Below are 21,295 nucleotides of genomic sequence, written 5' to 3' on the forward strand. Positions count from 1 at the left end.
AGGATATGAACGCACTCAATGACCAACTTAAAACCCTGCGCTTGAGCCATGCGGCGAAAGCGTTAGAGCAGCAACAAGAGCAACTGACCACCTACGCAGAGCTGGACTTCGAGGAGCGGTTAAGCTTGCTCCTGGAGAGTGAAATCTTGAACCGTAATCAGAGCAAAATCCAACGCTTGAAGCGACAAGCAAAGCTGAGAGTGGATGCCCAGCCGAGCCAACTCATCTACAAAGAGGGACGAAATCTCAATCGTAAACAGATGAACGAACTGCTAACAGGCAGTTATCTGCATAAGCATCAAAATATCTTGATCACAGGCCCAACAGGTGCTGGCAAAACCTATCTTGGTTGCGCTCTGGCAACCAGTGCCTGCGACCAACAGCAAACCGTCAGGTACTACCGATTAACTCGCTTGCTTGATGATCTGACCGCAGGTCGTCTGGATGGTAGCTATCAAAAACAACTTCAGTCGCTGGCTAAGAAAGGCTTACTACTCCTCGACGACTGGGGGATGGAAAAACAGACTCAAGAGCATGCAGGTCACTTGTTAGAAGTGCTTGAAGACCGTTACCAAAACAGCAGCACAAGCGTCATCAGCCAGTTACCAGTAAAAGAGTGGTACAACATGATCGGCAACGCCACTGGCGCTGACGCTTTAATGGATCGTCTAGTTCACAATAGTCATCGAATAGAACTGGGAGGAGAATCAATGAGAAAACTGGCGCAATCCGAACACTTAGAGTAAAAATAGGGAAAGAGAAAAAGTGCTGGTTCAGGTGTTCGGAATAAACCGAAACAAGCGTTCGCAATCACCGAAATACGCAACTATGACTCAGAACATACGAGGATTAGATCCATCAAATACCTGGGGCATTAAAGTGACCAGTGCTAAAGTTATTAATATTTTTCTAATAGGCACTGAACTACGAGAGGAAAAATGAATTTTAGTATCGAACAACTGCAGGCGTTCGTAACTGTTTATGAACAGCGTTCACTGAGCAAAGCGGGTTTACAACTCAACAGGCACCGCACAACTGTTGGCCAAGTTATTAGTAACTTGGAGGACATGGTGGCAGTCCAATTATTTGAAAGAGGTGGTCGAAGTATTGAGCCTACGGAAGATGCACACATGCTTTATTACTATGCTAAACAGTCTGTAGAACAAACACGAGTTTTCGATAAAGTAGCTATGAGCCTCGCTGGCGGTAGTCTTGAAGAGATAACAATTGCTTATCCAAGCTTTATTCCTCACAACCTTCTTCATTATATTCGCTCTCAACTAGACAAAGACTTCCCACTGCTAAGAGCTAATTTTGTTGTCCGTTCAAACAAAGCTGCAGAAAAAGGCATGAAGGCTGGACAAATTCATTTTTCTATAGTGCTAGGCCATTCTGTTAGCGGTATACAGAGTTATGACTCGATTTTTCTAGGTCATATGGAATTCGTTCCATTCGTAAAAAAAGGCGGTCCAATGTCGAAACTTCCCTCGAATGAAGTATTGGGAGAACTAAAGACCAGCCGACAGCTATTGCTTCGTTCTCTTTCGGAGGAGGGTTTCAAGGCTAAAGTGGTGTATTCAGCGAACGTTGAAGAATACGAACAGTTAGCGTTAGTTATTAAAATGGTTAAAGAGGGGCTGGGGTGGGCGTGGCTACCTAAAATCTTAAGTGAGTCTGAAATTGTTACCGACAATTTAGAACCTCTTGAGTTTGACGAGCTGAAAAATGGTATGAAGTGTTCTATTTCATTATTGAGCTTACCTTCAAAGCAGGTGTTGAATATAAAGAAAACCATTGTCACTGCGATAGATTTGTATATAGAGCGGTTTCGAGAGCTCCAGGGCTTTTGAGATCAAATTATAGAAGCGAGACGTTGTGTGAAACGTCTCGCAGAATATGCCGTCTTAATACCAGATCAGTTTAGTAAAAAGGGACTTATAGCCACGATATCACTAAGATTAAATGGTTATTAATTGTATGCGCTAACTTTAAAATGTTTGTTCATTAAAGCAAATGTCGTGATTTGGCCAGCGACGATGGCTGCGAACATTAATACAGCATTTAGGCCTACATTTGGGGTGCCGAGAATACTCGTTGAATATAACCCATCACTTGCACCAACCATAATCCTGGTACCAGGCACGATAATAATGAAACCTTGCACTATGTATGTAAATGGAGGTAAATGAGTTATCTTGGAAACTGCTATACCATACAAAATAATCAGTACGGTACTAATCCATGTGCCTATGAGCCAGTCTGGTGTGAACACTTGAGGCCCCCATAGTCCAATGCCTGCAGCAGGAAGGCCAAGCAAAATGGTTCTAAATCCTCCATTAAAAACGAGTCCAATGGCCATTGAAATCAAAAGTAATGCTGGAACTTGTATCCACAGGCTATGTGTATGATTTACTTGTACGGTCTCACCAACTGGAAGAATAAGTTCAGCCGCTCCAAGGCCCAATACGATGCCTATGACCAGTTTTATGATGATTAAACCGCTTTGTGCCATTAGTTCTAATCCAGATCTATAATCATTGATCGCCAAACTGGCGAGTGAGTTTGTCACTGTAAGGCCTGGAACAAAAAGCAAGGTTGCAGAAATACATAATGCTAATACAGGCAATTCCTGATTGTAGTGAGATACCAAGCCAATAATAAAGCTAGATAAAAATGCGGTTAATAGCTCAATGAGCGGAGCTCGTTCATTTCGCAATAAATGCATGCCCAACCACGCGATGAAGCCAAACAATATTGAAAGAAACGCAGATTCATACGAGCTTCCAATTAACAACAAATAGCATGGCGGTAAGAGTAAGTTGGCGAAGCAAATTACCCAGTTAGGGTAAGAAAGTGCATTAACTTGAGATAAATCGCCTTTTCTTGTGTTTTTAAATTGTCTAATTGTTGTGACTAACTGCCTGAGGTTCACGCTAGGGGGACTGATTGATTCCATTACAACTTGATTGATAGGCTCATGGAAAACAGCGGTGATCTTTGTCGGTGTGACATCGAGAGTGAACTTAACTCCATGCTTACGTGCGAACGCATCTGCATATTCCGCTACTGTTGAAGGTGCATAACCGGATTGATGAAGTTGGCGAACAAACGTCATCGTATTGCGAACATGTTGTTCTTGTTGTGACTTTTTCATGAGTGACTCAGATAAATGTTATTCAACAGCGCCAGCTTTCACCAGCTAGTAATAGGTGAACTATCCATTGGTAAGTTAGAGTGTGGGGCTAGTAAAAACTATATTAAACTAGCGCCGATAATTGTGTTGTCATTGCATCTTTATCGAGGCCACCTTTAGGGCCGATAAACACAAGGCGCGTACTTCTGTGTTCTTGAGTTGCCCATTCGTTACCTACTTTCATGGTTGCCCTTTGGCCTGTGCACTGAAAGATTATTCTGTGCTCTGGACGTTCAATTAAGTTTAATATGCCCTTCATGCGGTACGCTGAAACCGAAAACTGTTGAAGCAGATTATAAAGAGGTTCTAGTGATAATGGCTTATCCGTTTCAAAACTAAACGTCTCAAAATGATGATGTTGGTGGTGACATTGTGTATCAGTACAATCTTCATGGTGACATGATTGGTTGGCTTCCATTCTATCTAAGAATATGTCTGGTGTATCAAAGATCACTGGGAGCTCAATTTGACCAAAAGACATTTCAGATAACTTTGCAAATGGTGAAATTTGGTTAGTAGCTTGACGTACAGCTTCTAGTTTTTCTTCAGGAACTAAATCAATTTTGTTAATCAGTACGATGTCAGCGACACTGATCTGTCGTTCAGCGAGATGTTTCATGTCTCCCTCAAGCGATAATAGGTTGTCTGCATCGATGGTGCTAATGATGGCGTTGAGGGGAGCGTGAACTTGCAGTTCAGGATCTTCAAACTGAGAGGCAACATCTTTCGGGTCTGCGATGCCAGATGTTTCTACAATAATATGATCTGGGCGTTCTTCGAGAGCGAGCAGTCGCATGACAGCAACCACAAGACCTTCAGATAAGCTACAGCAAACGCAGCCATTTTCTAACGAGATCATGTTTTCATCACTCGACTCTACAAGTTCCGCATCAACGTTGATTGAACCAAAATCATTGACGATGACAGCTATTTTCATACCGCTAGAGTTAGTTAGAATGTGGTTTAGCAGGGTTGTTTTACCTGCACCTAGAAAGCCAGAAAGGATGGTAACAGGGACTGGATTTTTCGACATAATAGTACCTTTTTGATGTCGACCTTAATAGAGGCTTCTCTATCAAGGCTCGTATCTATGTTTGGCGATAAAGAGGTGAGTACTGACGGCTCAATGAGCCGCCGGGTTATGATTTAAACCGTTACTTCACGACGAATAGGCTTACCTGCCATCATTGTTAGATCCATCTCTCCATTTTCGATGACTTGTTTCCCATTAACGATCACATGGGAAAAACCTTCAGAAAGCTGTACAGGGTCAGTATACGTTGCTTTATCTGCGATTTTTTCTAAGTCAAATACCACAATGTCAGCATCTTTACCTACTTGAATACGGCCTTTTTGCTTCATTTGTGGAACAGCATTTTCAATGATTCGACAAGCATTTAAACTTGTCCGGGCAAGTGCCTCAGTTAAGGAAATATCTTTATGGACGTTGACATACTCTTTGATAAATCGTGCATAGCTACCAATTGACCGAGGATGAGCAAATGCATCTTTTGGAAGAGGCCAAACATCGCCTTCAATAAACCGACCTTTCGAGTCAGACCATGGCATACCATCAGTTGCAATGCAGGCGTTTGGAAATAATACAGAACGGTTGAGCTTTCTCCTATCTTCAGGCAAATCATCTGGTTTTAGGAAGTGCATTACGATTAATTGACCGGGATTGTTTGCCTGAAGGTCGTCTATTTTGGCTTGTGAAAGAGGGTTGCCATTTAGCTCCATATAACTTGCAGAAGGCACGCCCCATCGTTCAAGCCAATCATCACCTCTGAATACCTCAGCACCTACAGCTGTTGAGCCCGCCGCGTACGGATAAGCCTCTGTTGTGATTGGTAACCCACGCTCAATTGCATCCTGAAGCATGTCTGCACATATATCAATATCAGCAATAGAAGTGCTGTTTAGGTGGCAGATATGCATATGAGCATCAGTTGTTGCGGCTAAGCTAATTAACTCCTGATACGCTTCAAACGAAGATTTTGGTTCCGTCATATTTGCGTAACGAACGTGAGTATAAGTTGGCACCTCATATCTTTTGGCAAGTTTGGCGAGTTCGTAATATTCCTTATGACCATATCCAGGCGCGTAGCCAGCATTGATTCCAATACCTAGCCCACCTTCTTTTAGGCCTTGCTCGACTTGATCTAAAATGTGTTTCAGTTCCTCAGGTGTGGCGATAGAGTTTTGCCAGTTACTAAAAGAAAAAGCCTGTTGGAACCAAGTTAGCTTACCGGTGGGGGCTGGTACGTTTTTCTCTTTTGCTACCACACGTGCAAAAGCCCAGCCGACAGATGCACCATAGTTAATTGGACGCCCTTCCGCTGCCACGTCGTCATAGAATTTTGAAATGGGTAATAAACCAGACTCCATTTCTAGTTGTGTTGTCACACCGTCAAAAGCTTGTGCGCGAGATGCAGGAAGTTGTTGCCCATGAGCATGAAGGTCCACGAAACCAGGAGCTATGATTAATCCAGCTGCATCAATTACCTTTGCACCTTCCAACGCATGCTCAGAGATTGCGGCTATTTTTTCACCGATGATGCCGACATTAGCAATGGTATCTAGCTGTGTTTCGGGATCTACTACTCGCCCACCTTTTATAACGATATCGTATGGACCCTTTTGGTTTGGCATTAATGTAATATTGCTTGATGTCAGGGATATTTCTTCAGCGATAGACTTAGCAAATGGAATTGCAGCAGCACTTGCCACTAAGGTGCTTAATGCTTTTCTTCGGCCTAAGTTAGTAACATTTTTCTTAGTCACAATCTCTCCAGATTAAATTTAATTATTATATGAAATTTACAATAGCTAACTATCGTTAGCTTGTTTAATAGCGTATGTAAACTGTATCCGCATTAGTTAAAGATAGATTAAGTACACAATAAATACTAAGTTGACTTTATCTTAGGTAATTTATCTTTCTCTAAATTTAATAGGTGGACTGATTATATTATGTAATCCTTAGCGGCTAAAATCGCTGAGAGAGGGCTAGATCCTCTATACACTAATGAAGTGATTTGTTTATTCATGCAAGTGATCAGACTTATTCACTGATGCTAGTCATTAGTCTGGGATTTAAGTTATTTTTGATCGGATATGCATAGCGTTATCAAAGAAGGACAAAGGGTGTTCTTGGTACTTGACTCATAGGCGGTTCACACACTTCATCTAATTATGTTTTTCTAGATAAAAATACGCTGTAACTCAGAATTGTCCAAAATGAGTCAAGAACCTTGCTCTAAAACTTTTATTGTCCCCAGTAACTACCTTCCGCAGTAGCCAGCTTCTTTCAACAAAAAAAGCCAAAAAGCCCAATAGATGGCGATCTACTGGGCTTTTGGTATTAACTGACTGACTGTTGCTGCTTACTCTATTCGTAAGCTACGCGATAACCCGATTCTTCTAAGAACTCTGTCGCCATAATTGGCTCATCCGTTTGGAACATGGTTGCACCTGTGCGATGCCACCAACCCCAAACTTCGTCGGGTAAATCGTCATAGAAAGCCATTTCGTCGCCACGTCCGCCAGGACGCAAACCAGCGGTACTGTCGTATAGCGTGTTGATCCAAAAGTGCGTGTTGTATTTGTCACGTAGTGCTAATGCCTCATCCGTGAAGAAGAAACCACCATCTTGTGTGACAGAATTTGGGTAGTCATGTCAGGCGACTTGAACTACGGCAAGACCTATCGTTTTGCGAAAAGTCCTAATCTTTTCTTTAGCACTTTCCGACGTGCTATCAAAAGTAGCCCAGCACCGACTAGATATATCGCTGGCTCAGTGACTTCAGACTTAACCGACCAATAGAAGTGAATAGGCGCTAGTATTGCCGCCAAATAAACCCAATTGTGCAGCTTTTGCCACTTTGGTCCCAACTTACGCATCATGGCTTGTGTTGATGTGACCGATAGCAGCAGCAAGATAATCCAGACAGCAGCACCCACCGTTAAGTAAGGTCGCTTCACTATCTCAGAGGCGAGTAGGCTCCAGTCTAATCCGAGATCTAATATTGCAAAGGCGATGAGGTGCAACACCGCCCAAAAGAAGCTATAGAGTCCGAGTAATCTTCGTACTCGGACCAACAACCCTTGTTTGCTCCATCGTGCCAGCGGTGAAACCAGTAGGGTGATAAACAAGGTATTGAGCGCACTGATACCAGTGAAATGAATGATGTACTGCACTGGGTCACCACCCAAGCTGTCATTGATGATGGCTATCACTAATAAGGCAAAAAAGCCCAGTGACACAGTATGAATGACTACCTTCAGTGCGATAATCGACTTTGGGATAAGTTTCATCAATAGAACTTCCTCAAGTCCATATCTTTGTATAGATGCGCTACCTCGTCTTCATAGCCATTGAACATCAAGGTCGGTTGTCTGCGACTGCTCAGCACGCTACCTTCACCAATAAAGCGCTCGCTCGCTTGACTCCATCTTGGGTGGTCGACCTGCGGGTTAACGTTGGCATAAAAGCCATACTCACTTGGTGCAGAGCGATTCCATGTCGTTGGCGGCTCTTTATCTGTGAGGCGAATACGGACGATAGACTTAATGCTCTTAAAGCCGTACTTCCACGGTACAACAAGTCGTAACGGTGCGCCGTTTTGCGGAGCGAGCGTTTTGCCGTAGAGTCCAACGGAGATAAGCGCGAGCGGGTTCATTGCCTCATCGAGTCTTAATCCTTCGACATAAGGATAATCAATGCTGCTCCATGAGCGTTGGGCAGGAAACTGTTTAGGATCGTAGAGTGTTTCAAACGCAACGTATTTAGCGCCGCTTTGAGGGTCTGCCATCTTAATAAGGTCAGCAAGAGGAAACCCTATCCACGGAATGTTCATCGACCAAGCCTCGACGCAGCGCAATCTGTAGATGCGCTCTTCAAGCGTGAACTTGTTAAAGATGTCGTCGTAGTCGAGCTTGATTGGGTTGTTGACCAACCCGTCGATCTCTACTGTCCATGGGTCGGTGATAAATTCAGAAGAGTTGTTGGCAGGGGCGGCTTTATCCGTGCCAAACTCGTAAAAGTTGTTGTATTTTAGTACCTTGCTTTCAGGAGTAAGGGATAGATTGGCTTGATATTGTTCGGGTTTGGTGACGTCAAGATCTACCCTGGGGTCAGTTGTTGCTTTCGTCTCTTTAGAGGAGAAAATATCAAAGATCCCAGCTTGGGCATTAGCCGCAAGCGGCATTCCTACTACAGCAATTCCAAGCTTTTTCAGTATCGCGCGACGCTCTTTTGTAAACCGACTCTGGTGTAGCGTCGTTCTCCGATAATGCCCAGCGATGATTCTTCTTGATTAACATACTCTTCCCCTGATGATGCTCACGCGCTCGCAAGCGACGATTTTGTCGTTTATAGACTTAACCAGACCGAGTCAGAGCAAAAAGTCTTTCATAAGGGAGCGGTTTCTTTGATCGTATGCTTCAACAATGGTCGCAACGCAGAAAAAATGCCTTTCTTTCGGAAAGGCATTTTTTACTGAATCACGCTAAGTCGTCTTTCGCTTCAATTAACGAGTGATGACTAATCGAACCCGCTGTGCGAGCCTTGAGGTGTGGCACATAGCCAGGATCATTCATAAACCCAATCGCTGCTTCTTTTGATGGCCACTCAATGATAATTCTTAATGCTGGGTCTTCACTATTGCCCTCAAGGCGTTCGTGGCTATTGGTGCGGGCAAGATACTTACCACCATATTGAGCAACAAGCTTGTTAGCGGGACCGATGTAATCGGCAACCCAATCTTGGTTGGTAGGGGTAACTTCGAGTACTGAATAGTAAGTAGACATAATCTGCTCCGTTATTGTGTTTGCATTCTGATTGTTGTCAGTTCATTGCTTGGCAACTGGAATAGAGCATAGATTCATTTGATAGTTTTGATAATGGCGCTGGAAATAGAATCAGTTTTTAGATTTGATTGATATACGCTTTCTAACGTGCAGATACGGAAACACCCAAAGTTATTAGCTTTGGGTGTTTCTTCTGGCATCTTGTCAGTAGCGGACGGTGTGGATAGAGCCGAGGCAAATTACAGTGTCATATGCAGAATTGGAAAGGGTTTACCCATATCATCGACCGGTGAGCGAGAAGCAACTTTGAACCCCATATGCCGATAAAAACCAGTGGCTTGAGGGTTTTGCTCGTTCACATCTACCTTGGTCACATTAAGCTGCTCTATGGCGTATTGCAAAAGTACTTTACCAACGCCTTGACCACGTTGTGCATCGAGGATGAACAACATCTCGATTTTTGGTCATGGACACCAACAAAGCCAACAATCGCGCTGCTGGCATTTTTCACGCATTTTAATGTCACAGCGGGAAAGGCTTGCTCAATGATAATAGGTTTAAAAAACTCAATATCTTCTTCTGTAATAAAGTCGTGAGTCGCTCGGACTGAATTTTCCCAAACATCAAGCAGTTCTGCGTAATCTTTAGGAAGCACATTCTCGACAATCATGGTGATCTCTCTCGTTTGATTGATGATTTGACTGGTGAAGTGTGCAGCCGCGCGGCGAGTTTAGCAGGGTTAAAGCTCTGTTAACACTAAACTAGCCATCATGTTTCACCACAATGACGGTTTGATAGGATTTACCAATTGAATAGATAGGGAAGGACGAATTCTAAAAAACGCGCTCTCGTTGCAATATAACTCCATCGGCGCAGGACAGTGCCAAACCAGATAACAAGACCATATTGAGAGAGTAAAATTATGATCAACACGACTATCAAGCCATTTTCAGCAACAGCATTCAAACAAGGCGAATTCGTAGAAATCACAGAGCAAGACGTGAAAGGCAAATGGGCAGTATTCTTCTTCTACCCAGCTGACTTCACTTTCGTTTGCCCAACAGAACTTGGCGACCTTGCTGACCACTATGCAGAGCTTCAAGAGCGCGGCGTAGAAGTTTACTCAGTATCTACAGACACGCACTTTACTCACAAAGCGTGGCACGACAGCTCAGACACTATCGGCAAAATCAACTACTACATGGTTGGTGACCAAACAGGCACTATCACTAACAACTTCGGTGTGATGCGTGAAGGTCAAGGTCTAGCAGACCGTGCCACTTTCCTAGTTGACCCAGAAGGCGTAATCCAAGCAATGGAAATCACTGCAGAAGGCATCGGTCGTGATGCAGAAGACCTAATGCGTAAAGTGAAAGCAGCACAATATGTAGCGGCTAACCCAGGTGAAGTTTGCCCAGCGAAATGGAAAGAAGGTGAAGAAACTCTAGCACCATCTCTAGACCTAGTTGGTAAAATCTAAGCTCAAAGCTTGATTTAAACGGATTAACGAGTCCGTGTTGCACGCCCCAAAAGACTCTCACTACCTGACATGTGAAGTCTGGGGCGTGCAGCCCTTTTAACCTCACTTTCTTCCCGCATCATCTATTCATCGTGTCGATAGTAGGTTGACCGTCAATCTTATGTGAATTTGAGATTCGGCTTCAAAAGTTGCTGTTCTTTGATTGGCTTAGGTTCAAGTGAGATAGAGCATTCATCGACAGAGAATATTATTGTTCGCTACCTCGCAACAACAGCTTCACAATCCTGTATTTCGCCTGATTTAGTTATCTATCTGCTTGATGAATAAGTTATTTCATAACAGAAAGTTAACTTAAATTTCTGCTATATCGCCATTAGATTCTCCGCTCCTGTTCCAAAACTAAATAGAGAATCTCAATGCTCAACAAAACCCGATTAGCATGTCTGGTGCTACTTACTTCAAATCCACCGGTTTATGCTTCTGAACTGCCATTTATGGCGATGCTAGAAGAGCGCACTTCTGCATCAAACCAAGTACAAGCACTTTCATCAGCCGACTATACTCACGAGTACTTCGATATTGATGTCGATGCTAAGCCCGGCGATGCGGTTTTTGGTCGCTTGAATCACCCGCTAAATTACAAACCAAGTCATATCAGCGGCACGCTTCAGTATGAGATTTCGAGAGGTGAGAACTCTCCTTTTGAGATTAGGAATCAGCACGATGATAAAGGACGTCTATTCGCGGAGTTGGTTCTGAGTGAGCGAGCGGAACTAACACTCGGTCAATACCCTATATCCATCGTACTCAAAGATGGTGAAACCACGGTCGAGTCGCGCACGATAACTGTTCATGTTGTTAACGAAACTCAATGGAGCCAGTTGCATCAGCGCGCCATGTCTTTCTTGGAGGGGGAAAAGAGGTTGCAGGGTCTGTTCGTCTATGCCGATGACGAGATCGAAGACTATATCCAAGAGCTGAACGACAATGAAGGCGCGTTTGAGGGTATGGACTTCTATCATGCCCATAGCGAAGATGAACTGCTTGATATTCGTCCGCGAGTGTTAGGTAAAGAGCTGATGTTGGCTGCGAATCAAATCAACTCTCTCGCTTATGCTTTAACTTACAGTGATCAGTTTGGTTATCAGGGTGAGGCGCCAGAGCGTAAGCGATTAATGAGAGCGCTGTACAAGGCGATTAATCGCTATACAGCGCATTTCCCACTCAAAGATTTTGCGAATACGCCAACGCTGATGCGCAACATGAGCACTCACCAGTGGCGCTTCACCGACCCAATCAGTGCGGCTGGCTTTGTCATGTCGCCTGCGATGAATCGCGATATTGCTAATGGTGAATCACTCGCGAAAAGAGCAAAAGCGAGCTTTCAAGAGCTGCTACAAATCGCATTTGATATCCCGTATCGTCAGCGTCAGCCAGAATACAATCGCTACTACTTGTCTGAAGATCTCAAACGTAGTCCGGGTGCTTGGGCGGACGCCAATCGCCACCACCGTATGAGAAGTTGGCTGATGATGAGTGTGCTTTGGAGCGATTACAACCAGCCTCTGACCTACCAACCTTGGTGGTATGGCGACTATGCGCCATTTGCTGCGCACAATACCTCGCTGCTTCCGGGGTGGACGCCAAAAGGTGCATTGGTGGATCTAAAAACTTGGCTTGAGACCAATGCCAGATACGCGTTCAAGTATGGTCAATCAGGGATTCTTCCTGATGGCACGATCTCGCATCACGTCGGTGTTCGTCAAGATATGGCATTCTTTGCTTATGGCTTCGAGTGGATGGCAAATACACCGTTTGAAGTGGCAGGCGTTCTCGCGGATACGCCTTGGAAGCTGACTAATAAATCTTATGATCAATCGGCAGACTTCTTACTCGATAGCTACCCAAATTTTGTCTATCGAGGTGGCCTCGATTTTCAGACTGCAGGGCGCAAGCACGCTTCTGAGGCAACCCCTGTATTTGGTTCAACAAGACTGACACACGGCATTAATACCGTATTGCGAGCCAAAAGCTCAGATACCGAAATTAAACGTGAGAACGAGCTCAACAGTTTTCGTGACAAGCTAGAGAACAATACGCATGAGGTATCGGTCAATCGCGCGTATTGGAACAGTGACTTCATGGTTCATAGGCAGTCAGGGCAAAGCACTCCTGCGTACTATATGTCGTTTAAAATGAACTCTTCTCGCTCCATGGGCGCAGAGAGCTTTGAGCCAGATGTGGGTTATCATAATGGCGGTGGCGTTCTTCAAGTCCTAGTAGATGGCGATGAGTATTCGAAAATAATGGATAGCTGGGACTGGCACGCACTGCCGGGACTCACAGAAGAGCTCAGAGTCGATGAACTGCCAATGAAGAGCGACTTTAAACTCTTTAACCCCAAACATTTCGCAGGCGTTGTGTCGAACAATCACAATGGCTTCGCTGCGTTCAAATATGACAGTGAAGCGCCGTACAACTCAGCAACCGCGAACAAATCCGTCGCGTTTATTGACGATATGGCTGTGGCGCTTGGCTCCCAAGTCATGCGCGCTAAAAATGGTGATGGATGGGAAGTAGCTTCTATTATCACCACACTAGATCAAGCGTCATGGGATGGAGCGTTGACCTACCAAGTAGATGGTGCATCACAAGAAACAGTAGAGCAGGGTAGTTATCTAGATGACACCCTGTCGGTGCAAGAGAGTGCGTGGTTCCACCAAGACAAGGTGGGTTATGTGGTACTGGCGAACGCCGAGACTTCAGTAATGCTGCGTGGTGGTGGCGCGGTCAACAGCACCCATGGTGACTCGGAGTCTGTGTTCCATATCGCTATTGACCATGGTCAGCATCCAAGCGGTGAAGGTCACGGCTCGACGTATCAGTATGTTGCGATCCCGAACGTGACGGCAGAGCAGATGCCAGAACTGGTAGACAGACTTAAGCGACAGTTAGTCACAAAGACTACAGCAACAACGCACGCGGTTTACTATTCAAGTGTATCGAACAAAGAGTATGTTGCCATGGCGTTTCGCGAGGCGGGCAGTGAGAGTATCGCAGTGCAAAACGGCGAGCCTCTGACAGTGTCTGTTAGCAAGCCAGCTTTGATTCTTCTAGAACGTGATGGCGATAGCTGGAGAGTGTCAGCACAAGATCCGCTTCATCATGTCGATCGAAACGCGATGGAAGAAAACGATAGTCGACGTATGCGTTTCTTTACTCGCGGCGATCGCAATACCTTGAACGTGACCATCAACCGTCCGCTTCGATCGGGCACATACAGTTATCAAACTCAAGGTCGCAAGGTTGAAGATAAAGCTGGTCAGAGCGTGAGTGTGAACAGTTACGGCAATCAATCGGAACTGACTATCGAGCTGCCAGATAAACAAGACAAGGTATATCAAGGTCGACATGACCTGTTTACTGGCATGCCTGCTTCTGTTGTGATTCCAGTTCAGTAACAGCAAGGTGTTAGTAGAGCCGCTTTTTATTAAGAAGCGGCTTTTTCTTACCTAGACGTTAGGGGCCAAGACTGATGCAGACCGTTCTGCGGACAGTTATCTAATTTGACTAGGCGCTTATAAGAACAGAGCACCATAAATGAGGCTTGTCGAAATAACGAATGTAGGGTGTATCTTGAAACGTTCAAGCAGTAATCCAGCTAACAGAAACAACAGCGTAAAATGAACCCAGCTATTTTCCAAACCAGATAACACGAGTTTGTAGCTGAGAAGCAGCATCAAGGTGAAAATAATTGGAAGCACCCAAGCGCTGAGCGCTTTCACTTTAGGTGAGGTGCGAAACTTATACAGTACGCCCATCGCGACTATCATAATGATGATGGTTGGTGCCACTGTTGCAAACACTGCAATACCGGCGCCAATGCTGCCGCCCATCTCATAGCCAATATAGCCCGCCATCTTAGTTGCGATGGGGCTTGGTAGAGCATTGCCCAGGGCCAACACTTCTGCAAATTGAGGTGCTGTCATCCAACCGTAATGGCCCACAACCTGAGCCTCGATAAGCGGAATGATTGCGGGACCTCCACCGTAACCGACTATATTTGGGATAAAGAAAGCCAAAAAGATATCTAGATATAACTGCATAATTAACTCTCTTTCTTGTCGGTAGCTATCTGACCCACGTCTTTACCAGCGTTGGGGGTCGGCTTAAACAGTACTGCTAAAATAACGGCACCAACAATTAGACCTGGATGGACATTGAATAGTGAAATGAGTACGAATGTAGCAAGGCTCCCTAGCAGTGTGGCAATCGAGCCTAATGCCTTATAGCCCTTCATAAAAAAGTCATAGCTTAGTTTTGCCATCATCCAAGTCACGACGGGTAAGACACCATGAGCCATTCCCGATACCCACGGTTTATCTCGGTACTCGTTAAGAAGACCAAGTCCCGCGATCATAACAATGATTAAAGGAATAATGGTGGTAATCACAGCATTGATGCAGCCCAGAATACCTCCGACTTTATAGCCGATATAGCCCGCCATCTTGGTGGCGATGGGGCCAGGTAGTGTATTACCAATGGCTAAGACATTCGAAAACTCATCGTCGTCCATCCACTTATAATTGTCTACCACCTCTTTGTGCACCAGAGGGATCATGGTAGGTCCCCCACCAAACCCAAACAGCCCAACTCGAAAAAACGCGCAGGCTAAATCTATTTGTTTACTCATTTTGTCCTCATATTTTTAATCGAGACCAGAGTTGCTTCTGGCTTCGCTGATCTGCGGTACTAAGCGACAACATGCTGATGAAGACACAGACTCGGTGTTAGCCTGTCGAAGTTGCCGCTTAAGAGCGCTTGTTCAATTTCATGCAGAGATAGCACTTTACTGTCATAGGCAATGACTAAAGTCTCATCTCCCGCTGCTAGTTGATGTGACTCACCTGCACTGGTGTAGCAAGGGGCGCCAATGGCAACGGTAATTTCTGTCGGTTGAGAGCAGTTACTCAGCAACGCTTTGATGCTGTGTAATACACCGCTATCTTGTTGGTAATTAATACGCTGATTTATCCACTTCAGTAGCGGTTCATTGAATAGGTGATAATCGGTAACCGCCACATCTTGACTGCAAAGATACCAATGTCCCTGATGTTTATGGAATCCGCAAAGCCTTAATCGCTCGATTACTTCGTGTTCACTGGTTGTATCTAGGGTAAGCTCACTGCTAGCAAGCCCTTTACTCGCAAAGCCCCAGTTTTTCTTTTGCGATAGTTTTGACACAGACTTGTTTCTGTAGGTTGCATCGTTGATAAGGGTGAGGCTTCTCGCCCGAAGCTTAACAACAGTGCCATGGGTGTCGTATTCGAGCCTGAGTTTTAAAGCCAGTTCAGGTTCCATTTGAACTTGAGCTGAAGGCTCAGATGGAAGCTGGAGTTGCTTCGCACTAAATGGATACTTACCTAGGGAGGCTTCTCCATCCACAAAGATAGGGAACAGAGCTCTCGGTAGGCGAGCATCTGCTTGTTTCTCTAAATTGGTTATCTCACCCGTTTGTGAGAGATAACCAGGGGAGTTGCCTGCGATGCCTAGTACCACTGATGAAGTATTTGATAGGTCAGATGATGGCATGGTTAGGTTCCGCCATTAATGTAATCATCTTGGTCAAACAGTCTAGTGCGACTGCTACATCTTCATGAATGACTGCTTCGCGAGGGTTATGGCTGATACCTTTTTCACAACGGACAAACAACATTCCAACGTCAGTTAGGTGAGCCATCGCAAGCGCGTCGTGTCCTGCGCCACTGGGCAAAAACATTGGTGCATGCTTGGTCGTCAGTTCAACTGATGTACCCCATAGCTGTTGAAGTGAATCTGAACATGGCACCGCCTCTGCCTCATAAAATAGGTGACTCTCAAAGCGCAGGCCTCGCTTTTTCGCTATCTTGTTAAGAAGCACAAATAACTCTTCACAAGAAGCCTCGAGCTTTTCTTGGTCTTGGCTTCGGATGTCTAGAGTAAACAGGACCTCGCCAGGTATGACATTGACGGAGCCTGAAGGTAACTCACATTTGCCAACGGTTGCTACCAGTTGATTCTGCTTGGCGTAGTCTTCGATGGCAACCGCCATGTGGGCCATACCACACATCGCATCAGCGCGCATGTCCAGCGGTACTGTCCCTGCGTGACCAGCGATACCTTTCACACGGAACTGATAGCGTTTGGCACCGGCGATACCTGTCACTACGCCAACCGCTTTGTTATTCGCTTCGAGCACAGGACCTTGTTCGATGTGAACTTCAAGATAGGCCATTACGTCTTGAGGTTGACGCGCATCAAGACCTGCCAATTCAGCATCTAGACCAAAGCTTTGCATTGCTTCAGCCATTGAAATACCTTGCTTGTCGGTGATGGACAACCAATCTGCGTTGAAACGTCCAGCCGTGGCACTTGAACCAATTAAGGTAGTATCAAATCGCGTACCCTCCTCATCGGCGAAAGCCACCACATCCACATGAAAAGGAAGCTCAACCTCTTGCAGTCTCTGCAATGCGCTTATGCCTAATAAAATGCCAAGATTGCCATCATACTTTCCGGCGTTCACAACGGTGTCACTGTGTGAACCTATAATTAGAGTTGGTTTAGACGGGGTCGCTGAGACCTTTCTTCCCCATTGATTGCCAGCACTGTCTTGCCAAACGGTGAGACCGGCTTCCTTCATCCAATTAGCGAGCGTTTTGTGTGCTAGTTTGTGCTCGTTTGATAGATAGGTGCGCGTCAATGCGCCAGGTGTTGAGCTAAATTGCGCCAGTTCATCGGCGCGACTCATTACTGTATCTGAATCCATTCCAGCGTCCCTACTCGAAGTGTCCCATCGCAGCGACTACTGCCTGTCCTGGTATCACTTTGGCTTTGTTTCGAATCAAAATGGCCTCTAGTGCCGCCAAAGTGGTCAATACCGCTTCTTGGCGCGCGTTATACCCCATGGTTCCGATACGCCAGATTTTACCGTGAAGGGGGCCAAATGATGTGCCTATCTCGATTCCAAAACTGGTTAACAGCTCCTGGCGGACCTTATCACCGTCGACGCCCTGCGGAATATAGACACCGACAACATTGTTCATTTTGAACTCGGAGTTACCAAACAGTTCTAACCCCATGGCTCTTAGCCCTGTTGCCATTGCATCACCCGCTTGTTTGTGTCTTGCAATAACGTTATCAGCGCCTTCTTCGAGGAAGATTCGAGCACATTCACGAGCGGCATACAGCATGCTGGTGGCCTCGGTATGGTGATTTAGACGCTCTGGCCCCCAGTAGTCCATTACCATAGCGAGATCAAAGTAGTTGGAGCGAATCATTTCATCTTCACCCGCCTTATGATGTTCTGCTCGAATACCAGCCTCTATATGTTTGCGTCGATTGATAAGCTCAGCGCAGCGGTCACTTAGGGTAATTGGGGCACTGCCTGAAGGGCCTCCAAGGCACTTCTGTAGCCCTGCAGACACAGCATCTAAATGCCACTCATCGACTTTGAGTTCGTTACCCGCGATAGAAGCAGTGGCATCACAATAGAAGAGTACGTCGTGTTTTCGGCAGATCTCGCCGATTTCAGCCAAAGGCTGGTTCATTGTGGTAGAGGTATCACCTTGCACGGTGGCCAATAATTTAGGTTGGAATTCTCTGATAGCCTTTTCGACCAGTTCTGGGGGACATACCTCACCCCATTCGATATCGATGGTTCGAACCACTGCGCCAACTCGATTGGCAATCTCGCAAAGTAGGTGCCCAAAACGGCCAATGACTGGGACCAACACTTTGTCTCCAGGTTTTAGTACAGAAACCAATACAGCCTCAATGCCAGATCGAGCGGTGCCATCCACCAACATAGTTTGTTGGTTTTGAGTGTGGAACACATCACGATATAAGGACTGCACCTGATTCATATAGCCTGTCATTACAGGGTCATATTGTCCGATCAAGGCAGTGGACAGTGCTTGATGAACTCGAGGGTAGGCGTTGATTGGTCCTGGTCCCATCAATAGACGTTGTGGTGGATTCAAAGTTTCAAATAAGGTGTTGCTTGTCATTTAGATTCTCCTAAAAAGTAACGTCCATCGCTGCGAGGATCGCTGGTTGCGCTCGCGTTTCCGTGTTCGTCTAGGGCGATGGCTCCTGCATGCCCCATTAATTCATTGTTATTACTGACCATAGTGACTTCGTGGCCCATATGGCCCAGTTGTTCACCCAGCTTTAAGTAGAGGTCTTGCTCCAGTCTTAGGTTATTGGCGGTATCACCCCAAGTTCTTCCTAGAAGCCAACGGGGTAGGGCAACCGACTCTTCTAGGGAGATACCCTGATAGAGATAGCGACTAAACAGACATGCTTGAGTCTGCGGCTGACCTTCACCGCCCATTGTTCCGTAGACCATGCGTGTGCCATCCTTGAGCTCTGCGTAAGCAGGGTTAAGGGTATGAAAAGGCTTCTTATTAGGGGCTAGTACGTTGTGGTGCTCGGAATCGAGAGAAAAGCTCTTGCTACGGATGTTCCAAAGTACGCCAGATTCAGGAAGCACTAAACCGGATCCAAACTCCCAATAGATACTCTGAATAAAGCTCACCATAGTTCCATATTGGTCACTGCAGCCCATCCAGACAGTATCGCCAGGTTTGGCCTGATGTGGCCAAGGCTGAGCCTCACTCATCGAAATGGAGCTTGCACAAGTATCTAACAGGTCATCTTCTAGATATTGCTGCAATGGTTTGGTTAGATATGCTTCGTCTGTAATAACGCTATCACGTACGATAAAGGCTTGTTTGGTCGCCTCTACTAGCAGGTGCATGTGCTCTAACTCAGAGTTTGCTTTGTGTGCCAAGCGATCGTAGATACCTAGTATCATTAGAGAGGCCAATCCCTGAGTGGGTGCTCCCAAGTTATAGAGTTGACCCTTCGAAATACCCACATTGAGAGGTGCAAACACCTTAGCTTGATACTGACTAAAATCCTCGAGTGTTATCGGGCTCCCTGCCGTAGCAAGATCATTTGCCATCGACTTTGCCAGGTCTCCCCGATAAAAATCGTCCAATCCCGCGTCAGCTAGCTTTGATAACGAGTTTGCTAATCCAGGATTGCTCACACGATCTCCTGGCTTGAGTGGTCGTCCCTCAGGAAGAAACAGGCGAGCAAACTCTGTTTCTTCAAATAATCTGGTATGAGTCTTGTTGCTTGCATCTGCTAGGCTTTGTGTTACTTCTATCCCTTCACTGGCAGCCTTTATGGCGGGTTGAAGTAGTGAACTCAACTCATGTTGACCGCCATTGAGCTCGAGTGCTCGTTGCCAACCAGAGATGGTACCGGCCATGGTTATTGACGCTTGAGCGCCGCGCTCCGGTATTTCACCGCCATTTTCTCGATAACTCTCGACATCTACTCGAGCCGCTGCTCGGCCGCAGGCATCGATAGCGATAGGCTTCTCGCCAGCTTTGCTAATAAGCCAAAAACCGTCTCCGCCTATGCTGTTCATGTGTGGATATTGCACCGCTATCATCGCGGCTGCGGCGACCATAGCTTCACAGGCCGTGCCTCCTGCATCGAGGATGTCTTTACCCACCTTGGCTGCTTCATGATGAGGAGCCGTGAATGCAGTTTGATAACTCATATTATTCCTCCTTGGGTGAGAAGTTCTGCTGTGGCGATAAGGGAGGAATCACTATTTTTTCGGCCAACCAAAGATATCCCTTGCGGACTAGAGAACTCTGTCATTGGAATATGTAATTGGGGAAGTCCGCCTAATCCAGCAAGACTCGTCAGACCCATTAGTTGAGTACGATACTCGGCTAACTCACTGGCTGGCGTATCCAATTTAGGTGGTGCACCAGGCGTCGTCGGCAGTAACCACAGGCCTTGTTCTAAGGTCTTCTCGATTGCATCAGATAAGATTTGTTGTTGATGCTTTGCGTCTTGGTATTCTTGTTTGGTGATATCTCTTGCCCAATCGACGCGCATGGCGATAGCTGGAGCAAGTGAACTCTGCCATTTATCGAGCCATTCAGAATGTTTCTCGATAATTTCATATCCCTGAATCTGCCTAAACAGCAAACTCAGCTGAGAAAAGCTGAGCCCTTGTTCAGATAAAAAATCAACCTCAATCAGATCCATTTTGCTCGATGTCACCCATTTCTGAAGCAGGGCTTTTCGCTCGCCACCGAGCATGTCTTTCAGGCTGGAATCAAGCAATAAGTTACGTACTGGTTTGCCGATATCCGAGCTTGGCTTTAAGCAGTGAAAGACATCTTTCAGCAATGCAAGATCTCGCGTAAAGATTCCAGGGGTATCGAAACTCTTTGCCAGCTCAAAGCTATGATCTAAAGAGAGCTCACCATGGCTTGGTCTCAAGCCATATAGCCCACAATAACTGGCTGGAACACGAATTGATCCGCCAGTATCGGTTCCAATTGAGAAGTCTACATCACCGCGAGCCACTGCCACGGCACTGCCGCTGGAAGAGCCTCCAGGGAGACATTCTGGCGCCTTGGGGTTAACTGGAGTTCCGTAATGTTGATTATCGCCATTGAGGCTGTATGCAAGCTCATCGGTTTGTACTCGGCCATGACATTCAGCCCCCACCATTAGTAGAGACAGAATAAGCGGGGAAGTGCGATTTGCTACTTCATGGGTCTCAAGCCACTTTGGGTTGCCAGCGCCGGTGGTAAATCCTTCAACATCAAATAGATCTTTAAAGACAAAGCTTTTTCCATTCAAGGGACCAGATCGAATAGCATCTAGATGCTCCGGTCCCTGTGAGCAATAAACAGAGCTGTCACGTGTCATACTTTTTCCTTTAGAAGGCGCTG

17 protein-coding genes and 2 pseudogenes are annotated in these 21,295 nt (G+C 45.8%); 4 read left to right on the top strand and 15 right to left on the bottom strand.

Annotation, left to right across the window (positions count from 1 at the left end):
- Positions 1-5 precede the first annotated feature (5 nt).
- The gene (gene istB, locus AC6I8Y_RS23010; protein ID WP_498021833.1) at positions 6-746 is read left to right on the top strand and encodes an IS21-like element ISVch3 family helper ATPase IstB; all 741 of its coding nucleotides are present in this window, start codon (positions 6-8) and stop codon (positions 744-746) included.
- Positions 747-938: 192 nt separating this feature from the next.
- Positions 939-1,850, top strand: a complete 912-nt coding sequence (locus AC6I8Y_RS23015) for a LysR family transcriptional regulator (protein ID WP_394149794.1) — start codon at positions 939-941, stop codon at positions 1,848-1,850.
- Between the two features lie 119 nt (positions 1,851-1,969).
- Here AC6I8Y_RS23015 and AC6I8Y_RS23020 read toward each other — a convergent pair whose 3' ends face one another.
- From AC6I8Y_RS23020 to AC6I8Y_RS23055, 8 genes and pseudogenes are all read right to left on the bottom strand, one after another.
- Entirely contained in the window at positions 1,970-3,154 is a 1,185-nt protein-coding gene (locus tag AC6I8Y_RS23020; protein ID WP_498021834.1) for a threonine/serine exporter family protein, read from the bottom strand.
- A gap of 103 nt (positions 3,155-3,257) precedes the next feature.
- Positions 3,258-4,226: a CobW family GTP-binding protein gene (locus AC6I8Y_RS23025; RefSeq protein ID WP_498021835.1), complete on the bottom strand. Its 969-nt coding sequence runs from the start codon at positions 4,224-4,226 to the stop codon at positions 3,258-3,260.
- A 113-nt stretch (positions 4,227-4,339) separates the two neighbouring features.
- Positions 4,340-5,977, bottom strand: a complete 1,638-nt coding sequence (locus tag AC6I8Y_RS23030; RefSeq protein ID WP_394149798.1) for an amidohydrolase family protein — start codon at positions 5,975-5,977, stop codon at positions 4,340-4,342.
- Between the two features lie 607 nt (positions 5,978-6,584).
- Positions 6,585-6,749: a hypothetical protein gene (locus tag AC6I8Y_RS23035; RefSeq protein ID WP_498021836.1), complete on the bottom strand. Its 165-nt coding sequence runs from the start codon at positions 6,747-6,749 to the stop codon at positions 6,585-6,587.
- 149 nt (positions 6,750-6,898) lie between these two features.
- A complete protein-coding gene (msrQ, locus tag AC6I8Y_RS23040) occupies positions 6,899-7,513 on the bottom strand; it encodes a protein-methionine-sulfoxide reductase heme-binding subunit MsrQ (RefSeq protein WP_498021837.1) in 615 nt (204 codons plus the stop codon).
- Positions 7,510-8,518 (bottom strand): annotated as a pseudogene (gene msrP / locus AC6I8Y_RS23045) (protein-methionine-sulfoxide reductase catalytic subunit MsrP). Before msrP ends, msrQ begins: the two are co-directional and overlap by 4 nt.
- A gap of 180 nt (positions 8,519-8,698) precedes the next feature.
- Positions 8,699-9,004 (bottom strand): DUF1330 domain-containing protein, encoded by a 306-nt coding sequence (locus AC6I8Y_RS23050; protein WP_498021838.1) that lies wholly within the window; start codon positions 9,002-9,004, stop codon positions 8,699-8,701.
- Positions 9,005-9,243: 239 nt separating this feature from the next.
- A pseudogene (locus AC6I8Y_RS23055) lies at positions 9,244-9,674 on the bottom strand (GNAT family N-acetyltransferase).
- Between the two features lie 252 nt (positions 9,675-9,926).
- On the opposite strand from AC6I8Y_RS23055, the gene ahpC reads away from it, so the two are divergent.
- Together ahpC and AC6I8Y_RS23065 are read left to right on the top strand one after the other, a co-directional pair.
- Positions 9,927-10,484 (top strand): alkyl hydroperoxide reductase subunit C, encoded by a 558-nt coding sequence (gene ahpC, locus AC6I8Y_RS23060; RefSeq protein WP_006069782.1) that lies wholly within the window; start codon positions 9,927-9,929, stop codon positions 10,482-10,484.
- A 416-nt stretch (positions 10,485-10,900) separates the two neighbouring features.
- Positions 10,901-13,945 carry a polysaccharide lyase family 8 super-sandwich domain-containing protein gene (locus AC6I8Y_RS23065; protein WP_498021839.1) on the top strand — a complete coding sequence of 1,015 codons (3,045 nt, stop codon included), beginning with the start codon at positions 10,901-10,903 and terminating at the stop codon, positions 13,943-13,945.
- Between the two features lie 117 nt (positions 13,946-14,062).
- Here AC6I8Y_RS23065 and AC6I8Y_RS23070 read toward each other — a convergent pair whose 3' ends face one another.
- The 7 genes from AC6I8Y_RS23070 to AC6I8Y_RS23100 are packed head-to-tail and all read right to left on the bottom strand — an operon-like array spanning position 14,063 to position 21,272.
- A complete protein-coding gene (locus AC6I8Y_RS23070) occupies positions 14,063-14,590 on the bottom strand; it encodes a chromate transporter (RefSeq protein ID WP_498021840.1) in 528 nt (175 codons plus the stop codon).
- Positions 14,591-14,592: 2 nt separating this feature from the next.
- The gene (locus AC6I8Y_RS23075) at positions 14,593-15,177 is read right to left on the bottom strand and encodes a chromate transporter (RefSeq protein ID WP_394149810.1); all 585 of its coding nucleotides are present in this window, start codon (positions 15,175-15,177) and stop codon (positions 14,593-14,595) included.
- Positions 15,178-15,236: 59 nt separating this feature from the next.
- Entirely contained in the window at positions 15,237-16,076 is an 840-nt protein-coding gene (locus AC6I8Y_RS23080) for a DUF5718 family protein (protein ID WP_498021841.1), read from the bottom strand.
- Complete coding sequence (locus tag AC6I8Y_RS23085) at positions 16,063-17,292, bottom strand: allantoate amidohydrolase (RefSeq protein WP_498021843.1); 1,230 nt, start codon at positions 17,290-17,292, stop codon at positions 16,063-16,065. The genes AC6I8Y_RS23080 and AC6I8Y_RS23085 overlap by 14 nt, the downstream gene beginning before the upstream one ends.
- A 10-nt stretch (positions 17,293-17,302) precedes the next feature.
- A complete protein-coding gene (locus AC6I8Y_RS23090) occupies positions 17,303-18,532 on the bottom strand; it encodes a pyridoxal-phosphate-dependent aminotransferase family protein (RefSeq protein ID WP_394149815.1) in 1,230 nt (409 codons plus the stop codon).
- The gene (locus tag AC6I8Y_RS23095; RefSeq protein ID WP_498021844.1) at positions 18,529-20,100 is read right to left on the bottom strand and encodes a gamma-glutamyltransferase family protein; all 1,572 of its coding nucleotides are present in this window, start codon (positions 20,098-20,100) and stop codon (positions 18,529-18,531) included. The genes AC6I8Y_RS23090 and AC6I8Y_RS23095 overlap by 4 nt, the downstream gene beginning before the upstream one ends.
- Positions 20,097-21,272, bottom strand: coding sequence for an amidase (locus AC6I8Y_RS23100; protein ID WP_498021846.1), 1,176 nt, complete (start codon positions 21,270-21,272; stop codon positions 20,097-20,099). The genes AC6I8Y_RS23095 and AC6I8Y_RS23100 overlap by 4 nt, the downstream gene beginning before the upstream one ends.
- Positions 21,273-21,295: the final 23 nt, after the last annotated feature.

The sequence above is a fragment of the Vibrio sp. KUL78 genome (assembly GCF_059725505.1).